This is a genomic window from Curtobacterium sp. NPDC087082 (assembly GCF_044745045.1).
Taxonomy (GTDB): domain Bacteria; phylum Actinomycetota; class Actinomycetes; order Actinomycetales; family Microbacteriaceae; genus Curtobacterium.
The window spans coordinates 549,145-564,963 of the sequence record NZ_JBIUZN010000002.1 but is presented as its reverse complement, the minus strand read 5'-3'; the positions used below and the strand labels follow the sequence as shown (position 1 = coordinate 564,963).

General features: G+C 71.3%; 14 protein-coding genes and 1 tRNA gene. 10 read left to right on the top strand and 5 right to left on the bottom strand.

Annotated elements, in window-relative coordinates; translation table 11 throughout:
• Positions 1-33 precede the first annotated feature (33 nt).
• Entirely contained in the window at positions 34-564 is a 531-nt protein-coding gene (locus tag ACIPEP_RS08120) for a GNAT family N-acetyltransferase (RefSeq protein ID WP_336696755.1), read from the top strand.
• A gap of 57 nt (positions 565-621) precedes the next feature.
• Here ACIPEP_RS08120 and ACIPEP_RS08115 read toward each other — a convergent pair whose 3' ends face one another.
• Genes ACIPEP_RS08115 through gabT form a run of 3 tightly spaced genes read right to left on the bottom strand, consistent with a single transcriptional unit; the run spans position 622 to position 4,891 of the window.
• Positions 622-1,992 carry a flavin monoamine oxidase family protein gene (locus ACIPEP_RS08115; RefSeq protein ID WP_402716955.1) on the bottom strand — a complete coding sequence of 457 codons (1,371 nt, stop codon included), beginning with the start codon at positions 1,990-1,992 and terminating at the stop codon, positions 622-624.
• A complete protein-coding gene (locus ACIPEP_RS08110) occupies positions 1,989-3,530 on the bottom strand; it encodes an NAD-dependent succinate-semialdehyde dehydrogenase (RefSeq protein WP_402716954.1) in 1,542 nt (513 codons plus the stop codon). The genes ACIPEP_RS08115 and ACIPEP_RS08110 overlap by 4 nt, the downstream gene beginning before the upstream one ends.
• Complete coding sequence (gene gabT / locus ACIPEP_RS08105; protein WP_402716953.1) at positions 3,527-4,891, bottom strand: 4-aminobutyrate--2-oxoglutarate transaminase; 1,365 nt, start codon at positions 4,889-4,891, stop codon at positions 3,527-3,529. The genes ACIPEP_RS08110 and gabT overlap by 4 nt, the downstream gene beginning before the upstream one ends.
• Before the next feature lie 92 nt (positions 4,892-4,983).
• On the opposite strand from gabT, the gene ACIPEP_RS08100 reads away from it, so the two are divergent.
• Together ACIPEP_RS08100 and ACIPEP_RS08095 are read left to right on the top strand one after the other, a co-directional pair.
• On the top strand, positions 4,984-6,516 hold the full coding sequence (locus tag ACIPEP_RS08100) for a PucR family transcriptional regulator (protein ID WP_402716952.1): 1,533 nt from the start codon (positions 4,984-4,986) through the stop codon (positions 6,514-6,516).
• A 20-nt stretch (positions 6,517-6,536) separates the two neighbouring features.
• Positions 6,537-7,178, top strand: a complete 642-nt coding sequence (locus ACIPEP_RS08095; RefSeq protein WP_402716951.1) for a TetR/AcrR family transcriptional regulator — start codon at positions 6,537-6,539, stop codon at positions 7,176-7,178.
• On the opposite strand, the gene ACIPEP_RS08090 is transcribed toward ACIPEP_RS08095, so the two are convergent.
• A complete protein-coding gene (locus ACIPEP_RS08090) occupies positions 7,144-7,812 on the bottom strand; it encodes an NUDIX domain-containing protein (protein WP_402716950.1) in 669 nt (222 codons plus the stop codon). The two genes, ACIPEP_RS08095 and ACIPEP_RS08090, sit on opposite strands and share 35 nt — an antisense overlap.
• A gap of 86 nt (positions 7,813-7,898) precedes the next feature.
• On the opposite strand from ACIPEP_RS08090, the gene ACIPEP_RS08085 reads away from it, so the two are divergent.
• Positions 7,899-8,339 (top strand): hypothetical protein, encoded by a 441-nt coding sequence (locus ACIPEP_RS08085; protein WP_402716949.1) that lies wholly within the window; start codon positions 7,899-7,901, stop codon positions 8,337-8,339.
• A 57-nt stretch (positions 8,340-8,396) separates the two neighbouring features.
• Here the strand turns inward: ACIPEP_RS08085 and ACIPEP_RS08080 are convergent.
• Positions 8,397-8,483: transfer RNA gene (locus ACIPEP_RS08080), tRNA-Leu, on the bottom strand.
• An 86-nt stretch (positions 8,484-8,569) separates the two neighbouring features.
• Between ACIPEP_RS08080 and ACIPEP_RS08075 the strand changes: the two genes are divergently transcribed.
• From ACIPEP_RS08075 to ACIPEP_RS08050, 6 genes are read left to right on the top strand one after another with little or no spacing between them, the layout of a single operon-like run.
• Positions 8,570-9,250 carry a DUF3662 and FHA domain-containing protein gene (locus tag ACIPEP_RS08075; protein ID WP_070417451.1) on the top strand — a complete coding sequence of 227 codons (681 nt, stop codon included), beginning with the start codon at positions 8,570-8,572 and terminating at the stop codon, positions 9,248-9,250.
• Positions 9,247-9,798 (top strand): FHA domain-containing protein, encoded by a 552-nt coding sequence (locus tag ACIPEP_RS08070; RefSeq protein ID WP_070417452.1) that lies wholly within the window; start codon positions 9,247-9,249, stop codon positions 9,796-9,798. Before ACIPEP_RS08075 ends, ACIPEP_RS08070 begins: the two co-directional genes overlap by 4 nt.
• A gap of 6 nt (positions 9,799-9,804) precedes the next feature.
• Positions 9,805-11,163, top strand: coding sequence for a Stp1/IreP family PP2C-type Ser/Thr phosphatase (locus ACIPEP_RS08065; RefSeq protein WP_402716948.1), 1,359 nt, complete (start codon positions 9,805-9,807; stop codon positions 11,161-11,163).
• Complete coding sequence (locus tag ACIPEP_RS08060) at positions 11,160-12,596, top strand: FtsW/RodA/SpoVE family cell cycle protein (protein ID WP_402716947.1); 1,437 nt, start codon at positions 11,160-11,162, stop codon at positions 12,594-12,596. The genes ACIPEP_RS08065 and ACIPEP_RS08060 overlap by 4 nt, the downstream gene beginning before the upstream one ends.
• Complete coding sequence (locus tag ACIPEP_RS08055; RefSeq protein WP_402716946.1) at positions 12,593-14,050, top strand: peptidoglycan D,D-transpeptidase FtsI family protein; 1,458 nt, start codon at positions 12,593-12,595, stop codon at positions 14,048-14,050. The genes ACIPEP_RS08060 and ACIPEP_RS08055 overlap by 4 nt, the downstream gene beginning before the upstream one ends.
• Positions 14,047-15,804 carry a protein kinase gene (locus ACIPEP_RS08050; protein ID WP_402716945.1) on the top strand — a complete coding sequence of 586 codons (1,758 nt, stop codon included), beginning with the start codon at positions 14,047-14,049 and terminating at the stop codon, positions 15,802-15,804. Before ACIPEP_RS08055 ends, ACIPEP_RS08050 begins: the two co-directional genes overlap by 4 nt.
• Positions 15,805-15,819: the final 15 nt, after the last annotated feature.

Genomic DNA, 15,819 nt, shown 5'->3' with positions numbered 1-15,819 from the left:
CAGGGAGGCCGACCCGGACCGTAGGCTCGCCTCGTGCACCGACGCATCCGCTTCGCCCGGCCCGAGGACGCTCCCGCGGTCGAGCAGATCGAGAACGAGGCCGACCGGCTGTTCGACGACCGCTTCCGTCCGGAGACGTGGCCTCCGGCACCGACCGGCACCGAGCGGCTCGCCGAGCCGGGCTTCCTGCTGGTCGTCGAGGGCGACGACGGCGGGCCGGCGGGCTTCGTCCACGTGCTCGAGCGGGACGGCGTCTGCCACCTGGAGCAGCTCTCGGTGGCGCCCGGGCACGCGCGGCAGGGTCTCGGTCGAGCGCTGGTCGAGGCGGCGAAGGACGAGGCCCGAGCGCGCGGTCACGAGGCCATCACACTCCGGACCTACGCGGACGTGCCTTGGAACGCTCCCTTCTACGCGACCGCCGGGTTCGTCGAGCAAGCACCGTCGACGCCGTTCGACGACGGGCTGGTGGTGACCGAGGCACGGCTCGGGCTCGACCGGTACGGTCGCCGCGTCCAGATGGTCGCCTCCCTGACGGAGGCGGACGCCCTGGACCCACACCGATGACGGACGGGAGGCGCGGTGCCAGCCCGCACCGCGCCTCCCGTCCGTCTCGGCGTGGGTCTACTGCACCGCCGGCTGCGGCAACGAGGCGAGGATCTCCGCCGCCGCTTCGCGGCCCATCCGCACCGCCCCGTCCACGTGCTGGTACCCGTGCCCGGCGAGGTCGCTCGACGCGAACCGGATCGGGCCGACGGCAGCGCGCTGGTCGGCGCCGTACCGGACGAGGCCGCCCAGGTCGAAGCTCGCCGCGTAGGCGCCACGGGTCCACTCCTCGGTGCCCCAGTCGCTCTCGTAGTAGACGACCGGTCGGCGCGCCTCGTCGCCGTAGTAGTGCGCGAGCGAGTCGAGCACCCGGGCCTTGCGCTCCTCGGCCGAGAGGGCGAAGACGTCGTCGGCGTGCTGGTCGGACACGAACCCGACGAGCGTGCCCTGCTCCTGCCCGTACGAGGTGTTGTCGTACGCCTCGTGCACGAGTTCGTACGGGCTGAACGCGGTGCCGGACAGCCCGGCGCCGCGCCAGAACGGCCGGTCGTAGACGGCGTGCACCTTGATGACGAACCCCATCGACAGGTGCTGGTGCAGCTGGTGCTGGCGACGCGGCAGCGGCGGCTCGTACGAGATGCGGGAGTACAGGGGCGGCGGGACGGCCACGAGTGCCTGGCGGGCGCGGACCTCGATGCCGCCGTCGGCGAGCGCTGTGACGCCCTCGTCGTCCCAGCGCAGGGTGCGCACCGGGGCGTTCAGGTGGACGTCCGCACCGAGCCGGGCGGCGAGCCGCTCGGACACCTGCTGCATGCCGCCGACGACGCGCTTGTCGAGGATGAAGTCGGCGTCGACGAGGTTCGAGAAGCTCCCGGCCGAGGCGGCCATGAGCAGGGCCTGCAACGCCGAGAAGGCGTGTGCGGGTTTGGTCAGCATGGCGCCGGCGATGAAGAGCTCGACGTTGTCGGTCGCGACCCGGTCGTCGCTCAGCGTGTGCAGCCAGGCGCGGAACGAGGTTTCGTCGAGCGCGGCGGCGTGGGGCGCTTCCCAGGGGCGCGCCGGGTCGACCGTCGCCACGTACTCGTCGACGACGGCGACGAGCCGCTCGATCTCGGCGGCGGTGGCCTCCGGCAGCGGGAAGATGTCGCCGGTGTACTCGGTGCGGGTGCCGTGCTCGTCGATGTAGACGCTGGAGCCCTCGCGGTAGCGGTCGTACGTCCCGAGTCCGAGCTCGTCGAGGGTCTCGAGCAGGGCGGTCTGGTCCGGGGAGACCCACTGACCGCCGATCTCGAGGGTGACGCCTTCGATGTCGTTCGTCCACGTGCGGCCACCGACGCGGTCGCGGGCCTCGAGCACGGCCACGCGCTTCCCCTCGGCGACGAGGCGGTTCGCGGCGATGAGGCCGGTGACCCCGGCGCCGATGACGACGACGTCCTTCTCGATGGTCATCGCTGCGCTCCCTTCGTGCGCCCGAACGGGTCGGGCGTCAGCGTGTACATGGTCTCGAGGTACTCGGCGATGCCCTCGCCGCCGCCCTCGCGTCCGAGGCCGGACTGCTTGACCCCGCCGAACGGTGCCGAGGCGTTCGAGACGACACCGGTGTTGAGCCCCAGCATGCCCGTCTCGAGCCGTTCCGTGAGGCGCTGTCCGCGTGCGGGGTCCTCGGTGAACGCGTAGCCGACGAGCCCGTACTCGGTGTCGTTCGCCGCCGCGACGGCCTCGTCCTCGGTCGAGAACGTCCGGATGGCCAGGACCGGTCCGAAGATCTCGTCGCGGAGCAGGTCGCTGCCGGGCTGCACGTCGGTGATGACGGTGGGCGCGTAGAACGTGCCGGGGCCGTCGACGGGGTGGCCGCCGGTCCGGAGGGTCGCACCGCGGTCGAGGGCGTCGGTGACGAGCCGGTGCGCCTTGTCCACGGCGCGCTGGTCGATGAGCGGGCCGATGGCGACGCCGTCCTCGGTCCCGCGGCCGACGGACATGGCCGCGACGCGGTCGGTGAGCCGGCTGGCGAACTCCTCGGCGACGTCCTCGTGCACGAGGAACCGATTGGCCGCGGTGCACGCCTGCCCGGTGTTCCGGAACTTCGCGGCGAGCGCCCCCTCGACGGCGAGGTCGAGGTCCGCGTCGGCGAACACGAGGAACGGGGCGTTGCCGCCGAGCTCCATGCTCGTCCGCAGCACGTTCTGCGCCGCCTGGGCGAGGAGGGTCCGGCCCACCGGCGTCGATCCCGTGAACGAGAGCTTCCGGAGTCGCGGGTCGGCGATGATCGGCTCGGACAGCGCACCGGCGTGCGTGGTCGGCACGACGTTGACGACCCCGGCTGGCACGCCCGCCTCGACCAGCAGGTCGGCGAACAGCAGGGTGGTGAGCGGGGTGAGCTCGGCGGGCTTCACGACGACCGTGCACCCGGCGGCGAGCGCGGGGGCGACCTTGCGGGTGGCCATCGCGAGGGGGAAGTTCCACGGGGTGATGAGGAACGCCGGGCCGACGGGCTTGTGGCTGACGATCGCACGGCCGGTGCCCTCGGGGTTGGTGCCGTAGGAGCCGCCGATGCGGACGGCCTCCTCGGAGAACCAGCGGAGGAACTCACCGCCGTAGGTGACCTCGCCGTTCGCCTCGGCGAGCGGCTTCCCCATCTCCAGCGTCATGAGGAGGGCGAAGTCGGCGCGGCGCTCCTGGAGCAGGTCGAAGGCGCGGCGCAGGACCTCGGCTCGCTCGCGCGGCGGGGTCGTCGCCCAGCCGTGCTTCGCCGCTTCGGCGGCGTCGAGGGCCGCGACACCGTCTTCGGGGGTTGCGTCGGCGATCTCGAGGAGCGTCTCGCCGGTGGCGGGGTCGACGACGCCGAACGTGCCGCCGTCGGCCGCCGGTCGCCAGGTGCCGTCGACCAGGAGGCCCGTGGGGACCTTCGCGAGCAGCTCGCGCTCGGCGTCGGTGCGCTGGGTGGCCTGCTGGGTGGTCTGCTGGCTGGTCTGCTGGGTGTCGGTCATGCTGCTGCGAGTCCTTCCAGGACGATGTCGAGCCCCTCGTGGAGCAGGTCGTCGTCGATCGCGAGCGGGGGGAGGAAGCGGAGGACGTTGCCGTACGTCCCCGCGGTGAGGGCGATCACGCCGTGCTCGTACGCGTACCGTACGACCCGTCCGGTGAGCGCGGCGTCGGGTTCCCCGGTCGCCGGGTCGACGAGTTCGATCGCGATCATGGCGCCGCGGCCGCGGACGTCGCCGATGCGGGGGTCGGTCGCCTGTGCGGCGCGGAGTCGTCCGAGCAGCACGTCGCCGATCTCGGCAGCGCGTTCGACCAGGCCGTCGTGCTCGAAGGCGTGGATCGCGGCGAGTGCTGCGGCGCACGCGACGGGGTTGCCGCCGTACGTGCCGCCGAGGCCGCCGACGTGGGCGGAGTCCACGATCTCGGCGCGCCCGGTGACGGCGGAGAGCGGCATCCCGCCGGCCATGCCCTTGGCGGTGGTGACGATGTCGGGGACGATGCCCTCGTGCTCGCTCGCGAACATGGCGCCGGTGCGGGCGAACCCGGTCTGCACCTCGTCGGCGATGAACACGACGTCGTTCGCGGTGGTCCACTCCGAGAGCGCGGCGAGGAACCCGGGTGCCGGGACGACGAAGCCGCCCTCGCCCTGGATCGGCTCGACGAGCACCGCGGCGGTGTTCTCCGCGCCGACCTGCTTCTCGATCTGGCTGATCGCGCGCTTCGCCGCCTCGGCACCGGACAGTCCGCCGTCGCGGAACGGGTACGACATCGGGACGCGGTAGACCTCGGGCGCGAAGGGACCGAAGCCGTTCTTGTACGGCTGGTTCTTCGCGGTGAGCGCCATCGTGAGGTTCGTCCGCCCGTGGTAGGCGTGGTCGAACACCACGATCGCCTGCCGACCGGTGTGCTTGCGGGCGATCTTCACCGCGTTCTCGACCGCCTCGGCGCCGGAGTTGAAGAGCGCGCTCCGCTTCTCGTGGTCGCCGGGGGTGAGCCGGTTGAGCGCCTCGGCGACCTCGACGTACCCGTCGTAGGCGGCGATGGTGAAGCAGGTGTGCGTGAACGCCTGGACCTGCTGCTGCACGGCGTCGACCACTCCCGGGTGGGCGTTGCCGACGCTCGTCACGGCGATCCCGGAGCCGAGGTCGACGAACGAGTTGCCGTCCGCGTCGACGACCACGCCGCCACCGGCCGCGACGACGGCGATCGGCACCGCGACCCCGACGCCGGACGCGACGGCGGCGGCCTTGCGTTCGAAGAGCGCTCGGGAGCGGGGGCCCGGCACCTCCGTGACGAGCCGCCGTTCCTGGGGCAGCGAGGGGCCGCCCGCGGCGGCGCTGGTCGAGGGTGCGACGGTGGAGGACATGCCGCGATCGTAGGAGCCACTCCCCTGCGGCACCGCTGTCCACCGTGTACACCGGCGGCCACCTCGATCGACGCAGCGGATAGGGTGCACCCATGCCCGCGACCCTGCGCTCCCTGCTCCACCGCGCCGACCTGCGGCTCCGGCTCCTGACGGCCACCGACGCAGCCCTCGATGCGCCGCTGTCCTGGTTGCACAGCTCCGACCTCGAGGACCCGACGCCGTTCCTCGCCGACGGGCAGGGGCTGCTCACCACCGGCACGCAGTTCGGCGACGACACCGAGGTCACGGCGGCGGTCGCGGACGCCTACGTCGCCCGACTGCTGCGCCGGGGCGTCGTCGCGCTCGGCTTCGGGGACGAGGTCGTGCGCACCGGTACCCCGCCGCAGCTCGTCGACGCCTGCACGGAACAGGGACTCGCACTCTTCGAGGTCCCGTACGAGACCTCCTTCATCGCCGTCGCGCAGGCGAACGCGGACGCCGTCGCCCGTGACGCCAACGCCCGCAACGCGTGGGCCCTCGCCGCGCAGCGGGCCATCTCGCTCGCGGCCATGCGCCCCGACGGCCTCGGGGCGACCATCGCCGAGCTGTCCCGGCAGCTCGACGGGTGGGTCGGCCTCTTCGACGTCTCCGGACGGCTCGACCGCGGTCACCCGGCCGACGATGTCCCCGTCGAGGACCTCGAGGTGCTCCGGACCGAGGCGCTCCGGCTCCTCCGAGCCGGCCAGCGGGCGAGCCTGCCCGTGACGACCGAGCACCGCACCGGGTTCTCGCTGCAGACCCTCGGCAGCGGCGGCCACCTCAGCGGCGTGCTCGCCATCGCGAACGGCGGCGCGCTCGACCGGGCCGGCCGCGAGGTCGTCACCGCCGTGATCGCCCTGGCCGGACTCGCACTGCAGCAGAACCGCGAACTCGCCCGTGCGCGCGGGCTCCTCCGCACCGGGCTCCTCACCATGCTGTCGGTGGGTGACCCCGCCGTCGTGGACACGACCTCGCGCGAGGTGTGGGGACCGCTGCCGGCCGAACCCGTCCGGATCGCCGCCGTCGACGTCCCCGACCAGGACCTCGACACCGTGGTCGACTGGCTCGAGCTGTGGGTGCAGGACCGCCCCGGCCGGCTCTTCTTCGCGGCGGACGACGAGCTGTTCCTCTGCGTCGGCGCGGAGGACACCGCGATCGTCGAGGAACTCGTGGACCGCTTCGACCTGCACGCCGGGCTCTCCGACGGCGCCTCGTACCGGTACTTCGGCCGTGCGCGGACCGAGGCGGTGCAGGCACTGGATCGTCGGCGCGAGGGGCGACCCGGCACCACCGAGTTCGGCGACCTCGCCCGCGAGGGGGTGCTCGCCCACCTCGCCCACGTGGACGTCGACGCCGGTGCCGTCGCCCGCGCGTTCCTCGCACCCCTGCTCGACCACGACCGGACGGCCGGCACCGAGCTGACCCGCACCGTGCGGACCTGGCTCGAGCAGAACTGCGAGTACGACCGCACCGCCCAGGCACTCGGCATCCACCGGCACACCGCCCGCGCGCGGGTCGAGCACGCGGGACGGCTGCTCGAACGGGACCTGTCGGCGTTCCCCACCCGCGCCGACCTCTGGGCGGCGTTCGTCGTCGAGGGCGCGTGAGGCGCGCCTAGGCTGGCGTCGTGCCGACCACTCCGACCCGCCGGCGCCTGAGCCCGGCCGAGCGGGAGGCCCAGATCGCCGACGCGGCCGTCGCCGTCGCCCGCGCCGAGGGCCTCGCCGCCGTGACCCTGCGCGGTGTGGCCGCTGCGATCGGCGTGGCACCCTCGCTCGTGGCGCACTACCGCCCGGTGATGGAGGACCTCGTCGGCGACACCTTCCGCACCGTCGCGAGCGCCGAGGTGACCGAGGTCCGCCGGATCGTGCACGAACGGTCCGACCCGACCGCGCGCCTGGGGACCCTGCTGGCCTGCATCGCCGACCCCACCCGGGACGACGTCGCCGCGCTCTGGGCCGACGCGTGGAGCCTCGGCCGGACCAACGGTGCGCTCGCCACCGCTGCGCGTGACGTCATGGACGACTGGCAGGCGCTCGCGACCGGGGTGGTCCGCGACGGCGTCCGCGACGGGGTCATGCGCACCGACGACCCGGACGCGGTCGGCCGGCTGCTGTTCGCGCTCGTGGACGCCACGAACGGGTACGCCCTCGTGGACTACCTCGACCGGCCGACGCGCGAGGGCCTCGTCCGCACGACGATCGCGCACGCCGTCGGACTGGACGCCGCTGCCCTCAGCGCTGCAGGGCCACCCACTGCAGGAGCATGATCGTCTTGCCGTCGGCGATGCGCCCGTCCGCGACCATCGCCAGGGCCTCGTCCAACGGGAGCTCGAGCACCTCGATGTCCTCGCCCTCGTCCTCCAGCCCGCCGCCGGCGTGCACGAGGTCGGCGGGCGTGTAGGCACCGACGTACCCGTGCACGCGCTCGGTCACGGACCCGGGGCTCATGAACGCGTCGAACACCTTCGTGACGGTGCCGAGCCGGATGCCGAGCTCCTCCGCCGCCTCGCGCCGCACGGCCGTCTCCGGGTCGTCCTCGTCGAGGAGCCCCGCCGCCGCCTCGACGAGCATCCCGTCCGGGTGGCCGTTGACGTAGGCGGGCCAGCGGAACTGCCGGGTGAGCAGCACGGTGTCGCGCTCGGGGTCGTGGGGCAGCACGGCAGCGCCGTTGCCACGGTCGTAGGTCTCGCGCTGCTGCCGGTCCCAACGACCGTCACGGCGCCGCACGTCGAGCGTCGTCCGGCGGAGCACGTGCCAACCGTCCGAGACGACCTCGACGTCACGGACGACCACGTCCGGGTTGCGGTCGAGGTCGCGGCCGACGGCGTCGAGCCCGGTGCGACCACGGGCGTCCGGGACGGTGGTGCCGGGTCGAGGGTCGGTCGTGCGCGCGTCGTCCACGTCGTCACGCTAGCGTCCCGCCGGCGCGGGCAGGCCGCCGGTACGATCGTCACGCCGCACCAGGGAGCGGCGGGGACGGGGAGCACATGACGACGACGGACGACCTGCGACGTTCCCGACCGACCCCGCCTCCGGTCGTCCGGACGGCGGTCGTCCTCTGGGCCGTCTGGCTGGTCGTCGGCGTCGTCTCCACCGTCGTCGTCTCGGCGTCCGGGTCGGGACTGACCGGGGTCGGCGGCGTCCTCGCACTCGTGCTGTCGTTCGTCGTGTGGGCCGCCGTCGCCGCTGCGATGATCCTGGTGCTCCGCGGCTCCGCAGTGGCCCGGATCGTGCTCGTGGCGATCGCCGCGCTCCGTGCCGTCCTGAGCATCACCGACGGGGGCCTGTCCACCGCGCTGATCCTGGTGTCGGTCGTCGCCGCGGTGCTGCTCTTCCTGCCCAGCGCACGCCCGTTCTTCCGCCGCGCCGACGGTGCCGAGCCGAGCCGCGCCTCCAGGCCGACGGATCCCGACCGCCCTCGGAACTGACGCCGCTGCGGAACGCGAAGAGGCCCCCGGATCTCTCCGGGGGCCTCTTGCGTTGTCTGGTGCGCGAGGGGGGACTTGAACCCCCACGCCGTTTCCAGCACACGGACCTGAACCGTGCGCGTCTACCAATTCCGCCACTCGCGCCAGCCCGAGAATACTACCACGCACAGACGCTGCCAGACGCCAACCACTACCATGCAGAGGTCGACGACCGAGAACACTGGAGACCCATGGGCCTGTTGGACAGCTTCGAGCGAGGGCTGGAGCGCGCCGTGAACGGCGCGTTCGCGAAGACCTTCCGCTCCGGCGTGCAGCCCGTCGAGATCTCGAGCGCCCTCCGCCGCGAGCTCGACACCAAGGCAGCCGTCGTCTCCCGCGAACGCATCCTCGTGCCGAACGAGTTCACGGTGCGACTCGCGCCGCCGGACTACACGCGCATGAACGACATCGGTCGGCCGCTCGTCGACGAGCTCTCGCAGATGGTGCAGCAGCACGCGGTCGCGCAGAACTACTCCTTCTCCGGACCGGTCACGATCCGCCTGCAGCAGGACGGCACCCTCTCCACCGGGATCCTGCAGATCGACTCGACGACGGTGCAGCGCGACGTCGCCTGGGTCGCGGTGCTCGACATCGGTTCGCAGCGGCACAAGCTGCAGCGCGGTCGCACCGTGATCGGTCGCGGGACGGACGCCGACATCACCGTCGCCGACACCGGCACGAGCCGCAAGCACGTCGAGGTCATCTGGGACGGCAAGCACGCCCAGGCCAACGACCTCGGGTCGACGAACGGCTCGAAACTGAACGGTGAGCGCTTCCAGCAGGCCATCGTGGAGCCGGATTCCACGATCGAGATCGGTCGTACCCGTATGGTGTTCCGGGTGATACCCGAGAACGACGGAGGTACCAGGTGACCACAGGGCTGACCCTGCTCGTCCTGCGCTTCGCGTTCCTCGCGGTGCTCTGGCTGTTCGTGTTCGTGATCGTCTTCGCCCTGCGGAGCGATCTGTTCGGCCAACGCGTGCGCACGATCCCCACCGATCCGAAGGCCGGTGCGTCGGGTCCGACGACCCCCGCGGTGCCGGCAGCAGCGGCCCCGGCGGCCGCGTCAGCCGGTGCCTTCACGGACCTCATCGGTCAGGCGACGGGGGCGCAGCAGTCCGCCACGCCGGCTGCGACCCGCCTCGTGATCACCGAGGGCTCGCGCGAGGGCATGGAGATGCCGCTCGGTGGCGGCCCGATCACGATCGGCCGGTCGAGCGAGTCCAACGTCGTCATCCGCGACGACTACACGTCCACCAACCACGCCCGCCTCGACCTCCGGGCCGACGGCTGGCTCCTCACCGACCTCGAGTCCACGAACGGCACGTTCGTCAACGGTCAGAAGGTGACCGTTCCCGTGATCATCGCGGAGCGGACGCCGATCACGATCGGGACGACGACGTTCGAGCTGCGGCGGTAACCCGGGATGACCGCTCGCACGCTGAGCGCCGCTGTGTCCCACGTCGGACGCATCCGCGCGAACAACCAGGACTCCGGCTACGCCGGACAGCACCTGTTCGCGGTGGCCGACGGCATGGGCGGACACGCGGGCGGTGACGTCGCCTCGGCGATCGCGATCCGCCGCATCCGGGAGGTCGACCGCGAGTTCCCGTCGGCGCACGACGCCGAGTTCGCACTGCAGTCGGCGCTGATCGCGGCGAACCAGCTCATCACCGAGACGGTGTTCGAGCACCAGGAGCTCACCGGCATGGGCACCACGGTGTCCGCGATGATCCGGGTCGGCGAACAGATCGCCATCGCGCACATCGGCGACTCGCGCATCTACCGGCACCGCGACGGCGAGCTCCAGCAGATCACGTCCGACCACACCTTCGTGCAGCGCCTCGTGGACAGCGGCCGGATCACCCCGGAAGAGGCCGCGGTGCACCCGCGGCGCTCCGTCCTCATGCGGGTGCTCGGCGACGTCGACGCCGCGCCGGAGGTCGACACCGCCATCATGGACATCCAGCCGGGCGACCGCTGGCTGCTCTGCTCCGACGGACTCTCGTCGTACCTGGCCGAAGAGCGCATCCGGCACGCGCTCGCGTCGAACATGGACGCGAACCAGGTCACGCAGCGCCTCGTGAAGGAGACGCTCGACCACGGCGCGCCCGACAACGTGACGGTCGTCGTGATGGACGTCACCGACACCGAGCCCGACGACGACGACGATGCGGCCACCACGGTCGGCTCCGCGGCGGCACCGCTCACGTTCGAGGCGTCGACCGGCCGCAAGCCGATCCGCCTCCCCACGATCCTGCTCCACCCGCTCAAGGTCACGACCGCCCCCGAGGACTCGCACTTCGAGCCCGAGTCCGACCAGTTCTTCGCCGAGCTCATCGCCGAGGACCGCCGTCGCCGGATCCGCCGTCGTGTCTCGTGGACCATCGCGCTCGTCGTGGCCGTCGCCGCACTCGTCGGCGCCGTCTTCCTCGGCTGGCGGATCATCCAGGACCACTACTACGTGGGGACCGACCGCGGCACCGTCGCGATCTACAAGGGCGTGCAGCAGTCGATCGGGCCGATCGCGCTGTCCGACGTGTACGAGGACACCGACATCTCGGTGTCCGGGCTGCCGGAGTACACCCGCGAGAACGTCCGCTCGACGATCAACGCGCAGTCGCTCGACGACGCCCGTGACATCGTCGACCGGCTGCGGAAGGCCGCCGAGACCGGGCAGGACCAGGCGGGCACCGGCGGAGACGGCGGATCACCGTCCCCGACGCCCTCCTCGTCCCCGACGAAGTCGCCGTCGCCGTCGCCGTCACCAGGGGCGAAGCGATGAGCAGCGCCACCGCCCAGTCCTTCACGCAGGCGATCACGATCAAGCTGCGGGAGCCCGCCCGCGCCCGCAACCTCGAGCTCGTGCTGCTCGTCATCGCGTGCGGCATCTGCGCCGGCGCGATGGTCCTCGTGCAGCTCGGCACGAAGGGCAAGCTGTTCGACACCTCGGTGCTCTGGGTCGGCGCCGGCATCCTCGGGCTCGCGCTCGTGATGCACGTCGTGCTGCGCATCGTCGCGAAGAACGCCGACCCGTTCATCCTGCCGGTCGCACTCGTGCTGAACGGCATCGGGATCGCCGAGATCTACCGCATCGACGTCCACAACGGCCTGACCGGCTGGGGCGCGATCGGCGTGAAGCAGATCGTCTGGACGATGCTCGCGATGGTCCTGGCGATCATCACGGTCTCCGTCGTCCGGAACCACCGGTTCCTGCAGCGGTACCGCTACATCTTCATGTTCCTGACGATCCTGCTGCTGCTGCTGCCGATGCTGCCGGGCATCGGACTCAACGTGAACGGCGCGCGGGTCTGGATCAAGCTCGGCTCGTTCACCTTCCAGCCGGGCGAGCTCGCCAAGATCACGATGGCGCTGTTCTTCGCCGGCTACCTCGTCACCGCGCGGGACTCGCTGTCGATCGTCGGCCGGAAGTTCCTCGGCATGACGTTCCCGCGGGCGCGTGACCTCGGGCCGATCCTCGTGATGTGGGCCGCGGCCATGGGCGTCCTGGTCTTCCAGCGCGACCTCGGCACCGCACTGCTCTACTTCGGCCTGTTCCTCGTGATGATCTACGTCGCGACGGCACGGCTGAGCTGGGTCCTCATCGGGCTGGTGCTGTTCGTCGGCGGCGCGCTCGTCGCCCAGTCCGTGCTCGTCTACGTGCACGGCCGGTTCGAGCAGTGGCTCGACCCGTTCAACCAGGAGATCTTCACCAGGCAGACCCAGGGCAGCTACCAGCTCGTGCAGGGCCTGTTCGGCTTCGCGAACGGCGGGATCACGGGCACCGGTCTCGGCCAGGGGCGTCCGTACATCACCCCGGTCGCCAACGCGGACTACATCATCGCGTCCCTGGGTGAGGAACTCGGCCTGATCGGCGTCTTCGCGATCCTCGCCCTGTTCATCATCCTGGCGTCCCGCGGCCTGCGCGTCGGGTTCATGGCGCAGGACGACTTCGGCAAGCTGCTCGGCGTGGGCTTCGGCTTCATCATCGCGCTGCAGGTGTTCGTCGTCGTCGGCGGCATCACCCGGGTCATCCCGGTCACCGGCCTCACGACGCCGTTCATGGCGGCCGGTGGTTCGTCCCTCGTCGCCAACTGGATCATCGCCGCGATGCTGCTGCGCCTGACCGATGCAATCCCCGCCGAACAGCGCGTGCAGCAGGGTGCGATCCCGGCTGCTCGTGGTCGCGGGACGACCAGGAAGGAGCGCAGCCGGTGAACCGACAGCTCCGCGGTGTCTCGACCGTCATCGTGCTCATGTTCGTCGCACTCTTCGTGTCGACGACCTCCATCCAGTTCTTCTCGGCCGACTCCCTCCGCGCGGACTCGCGGAACTCCCGGACGATCCTCGCCAGCTACTCCACGAAGCGCGGCGCGATCCTCGTCAACGGCAGTCCCATCGCCGAGTCGACCCCGGTGGACGACCAGTACCAGTACCAGCGGAAGTACACGAACGGCGACCTGTACTCGGCCGTCACCGGGTACTTCACGATCGGCCAGGGCAACTCCGGCATCGAGGGCGCCGAGAACACCGTGCTCTCCGGCAACTCCGACGCTTCGTTCTTCCAGAACCTCAACGCGATCCTGACCGGCCAGGACGTCCAGGGCGACAACGTCAACCTGACGATCGACCCCGACGTCCAGAAGGCCGCCTACGACGCACTGGGCGACAACACCGGTGCCGTCGTCGCGATCCAGCCGAAGACCGGCAAGATCCTCGCGATGGTGTCGAAGCAGAGCTACGACCCGAACACGCTGACGTCGCACGACACGCAGAACGTCATCGACCAGTACAAGGCGCTCGAGTCGAACACCGCGAAGCCCCTGCAGAACCGGGCCATCGGCGGCGACCTGTACACGCCCGGGTCGGTCTTCAAGCTCGTCGTGGCGTCCGCGGCGCTCGAGGGCGGCAAGTACAACCTCGACTCCGAGTTCCCGAACCCGTCGCGGCTGCAGCTGCCCGGCACGAGCACGTACATCAACAACGCCGAGGGCGGCTCGTGCGGCGGCGGCGACAAGGTCAAGCTGCGCACGGCGATCCAGTACTCGTGCAACATCCCCTTCGCGGAGCTCGGCCAGAAGCTCGGCTACGACGCGATCAAGAGCATGGCCGACAAGTACGGCTTCGGCGACGCGATCGAGGTCCCGATGCGCGCCACCGCCAGCCAGTACCCCGACGTCAGCGACGACACCGCGCAGCTCATGCTGAGCTCGTTCGGCCAGGCCAGCGTCCGGGTGTCCCCGCTGCAGATGGCCATGGTCTCCGCCGGCATCGCGAACGGCGGCAAGGTCATGCAGCCCTCGCTCGTCGACTCGATCACGACGAGCGACCTGAAGACCGTCGAGTCCTTCTCCCCGAAGCAGTACAGCGACCCGCTCTCGGCCTCCGAATCGAGTGACCTCACCGAGGCCATGCAGAGCGTCGTCAGCTCGGGGACCGGCACCAATGCCAAGATCGACGGTGTCGACGTCGCAGGGAAGACGGGCACGGCCGAAGGCGGCACGGGCGATCCCTACACACTCTGGTTCACGGGCTTCGCCCCGGCGAAGGACCCGGAGGTGGCCGTCGCGGTCGTCGTCGGGAACGGCGGCGGACTCGGGCAGTCCGGAGTCGGCAACACGGTCGCGGCCCCGGTCGCGAAGAAAGTCATGGAGGCGGTGCTGAACAAATGAGACCCACCAGCGGACTCACCTTCGGTGGGCGGTACCAACTCTCGTCCCGCGTCGCCATCGGCGGCATGGGAGAGGTGTGGCAGGCCACCGACCTCGTCATCGGCCGGACCGTCGCACTCAAGATCCTCAAGGACGAGTACCTCGGCGACCCGGGCTTCCTCGAGCGCTTCCGCGCCGAGGCCCGTCACGCTGCGCTCGTCAACCACGAGGGCATCGCCAACGTGTTCGACTACGGCGAGGAGGACGGCAGCGCCTACCTCGTGATGGAGCTCGTCCCCGGCGAGGCGCTCTCGACCATGATCGAGCGGGAGCACACGCTGCCGGTCGACAAGGTCCTCGACATCGTCGCGCAGACCGCGAACGCCCTGCAGGCCGCGCACGCCGTCGGGCTCGTGCACCGCGACATCAAGCCGGGCAACCTGCTCATCACGCCGGACGGCCGCGTCAAGATCACCGACTTCGGCATCGCGCGCATCGCCGACCAGGTGCCGCTCACCGCGACCGGACAGGTCATGGGCACCGTCCAGTACCTCTCGCCGGAGCAGGCGAGCGGGCACCCGGCGTCGCCGTCGACCGACATCTACTCGCTCGGCATCGTCGCGTACGAGTGCCTGGCGGGCCGTCGTCCGTTCACGGGCGAGTCGCAGGTCGCGATCGCCATGGCGCACATCAACGAGCAGCCGCCGGCGCTCCCGGGGGACATCCCGGAGCCGGTCTCCGCCCTCGTGATGTCGTGCATCGCCAAGAAGCCCGCCGACCGTCCGGCGACGGCGGCGAACCTGGCCCGTGCGGCGCAGGCGCTCCGCCGTGGGGACGTCGCGGCCGCCACCGTCGCCGTCCCGGCCATCGCCGCCGGCGGAACCGTGGCGTTCAACCCGCCGCAGACGCCGGGGAACGACGCCGCGACGGCGCTCATCGGCACCCAGGCCGGTGCGGTCACGGGCGGTCCGGGCACCCCGGGCTCGCCGGTCGACGGCGAGGACGAGGAACCGAAGAAGAAGCGCGCCTGGATCTGGTGGGTCGTGGGCATCGTCGCGGTGCTCATCATCGCCGGTGTGGGGATCGCCTTCGCGGTGACGAGCAACGGGAACGGCGGCGCCGACCCCTCACCGTCGCAGTCGTCCGCGAAGCCGACACGCTCCCAGACGCCGACGCCGAGCGCGACCCCGACCGAGACCCGCGTGACCGTGAACTCGGCGGACTTCGTCGGGCTGTCGGTCGCCGACGCGCAGGCCAAGCTCGAGGCGCTGAACCTCACCTCCCGCGTCGAGGACGGCGACCCCGCCCCGAAGCCCGAGCAGGCGAACACCGTCCAGTCGATCAGCCCCACCGGCAGCCTGGCGCCCGGCTCGCTCGTCGTGCTGCAGCAGTACACGGCGCAGCCGACGGTCAACCAGCCGAACTCGGCGTCCCCGGGTGCGGTGTCCGCCGACGGCGTGGTGACCTTCAGCTGGGCGGCGGCGACGTGCCCGACCGGGTACACCGTGGAGTCCTACGCGTACACGATCACCGGCGGCAAGGACGGGTCCAAGCAGACCTCGGGCACGCTCGACCAGGATCACCGCTCGGTAGCCGTCCAGATCGACAAGATCGACACCTCGGCCTCGCTGAGCTACACCGTGACGTGCGGCAACCTCGCGGCCTCGGCGGCCTCCGAGGCCGCATCGAGCGACGTTTGGCAGGCCACGGACGAGCCGACCACGGACCCGACCGAGGGCAACAACCCGAGCCAAGGAACGCAAGACCCGCTGTGATCCACCCCCGGACGG

Excerpts from the sequence above, each read along its gene's own strand:
- ACIPEP_RS08115 (WP_402716955.1), bottom strand. The coding sequence starts at position 1,992 with ATGACCATCGAGAAGGACGTCGTCGTCATCGGCGCCGGGGTCACCGGC.
- ACIPEP_RS08110 (WP_402716954.1), bottom strand. The coding sequence starts at position 3,530 with ATGACCGACACCCAGCAGACCAGCCAGCAGACCACCCAGCAGGCCACC.
- gabT (WP_402716953.1), bottom strand. The coding sequence starts at position 4,891 with ATGTCCTCCACCGTCGCACCCTCGACCAGCGCCGCCGCGGGCGGCCCC.
- ACIPEP_RS08100 (WP_402716952.1), top strand. The coding sequence starts at position 4,984 with ATGCCCGCGACCCTGCGCTCCCTGCTCCACCGCGCCGACCTGCGGCTC.
- ACIPEP_RS08085 (WP_402716949.1), top strand. The coding sequence starts at position 7,899 with ATGACGACGACGGACGACCTGCGACGTTCCCGACCGACCCCGCCTCCG.
- ACIPEP_RS08075 (WP_070417451.1), top strand. The coding sequence starts at position 8,570 with ATGGGCCTGTTGGACAGCTTCGAGCGAGGGCTGGAGCGCGCCGTGAAC.
- ACIPEP_RS08065 (WP_402716948.1), top strand. The coding sequence starts at position 9,805 with ATGACCGCTCGCACGCTGAGCGCCGCTGTGTCCCACGTCGGACGCATC.
- ACIPEP_RS08060 (WP_402716947.1), top strand. The coding sequence starts at position 11,160 with ATGAGCAGCGCCACCGCCCAGTCCTTCACGCAGGCGATCACGATCAAG.
- ACIPEP_RS08050 (WP_402716945.1), top strand. The coding sequence starts at position 14,047 with ATGAGACCCACCAGCGGACTCACCTTCGGTGGGCGGTACCAACTCTCG.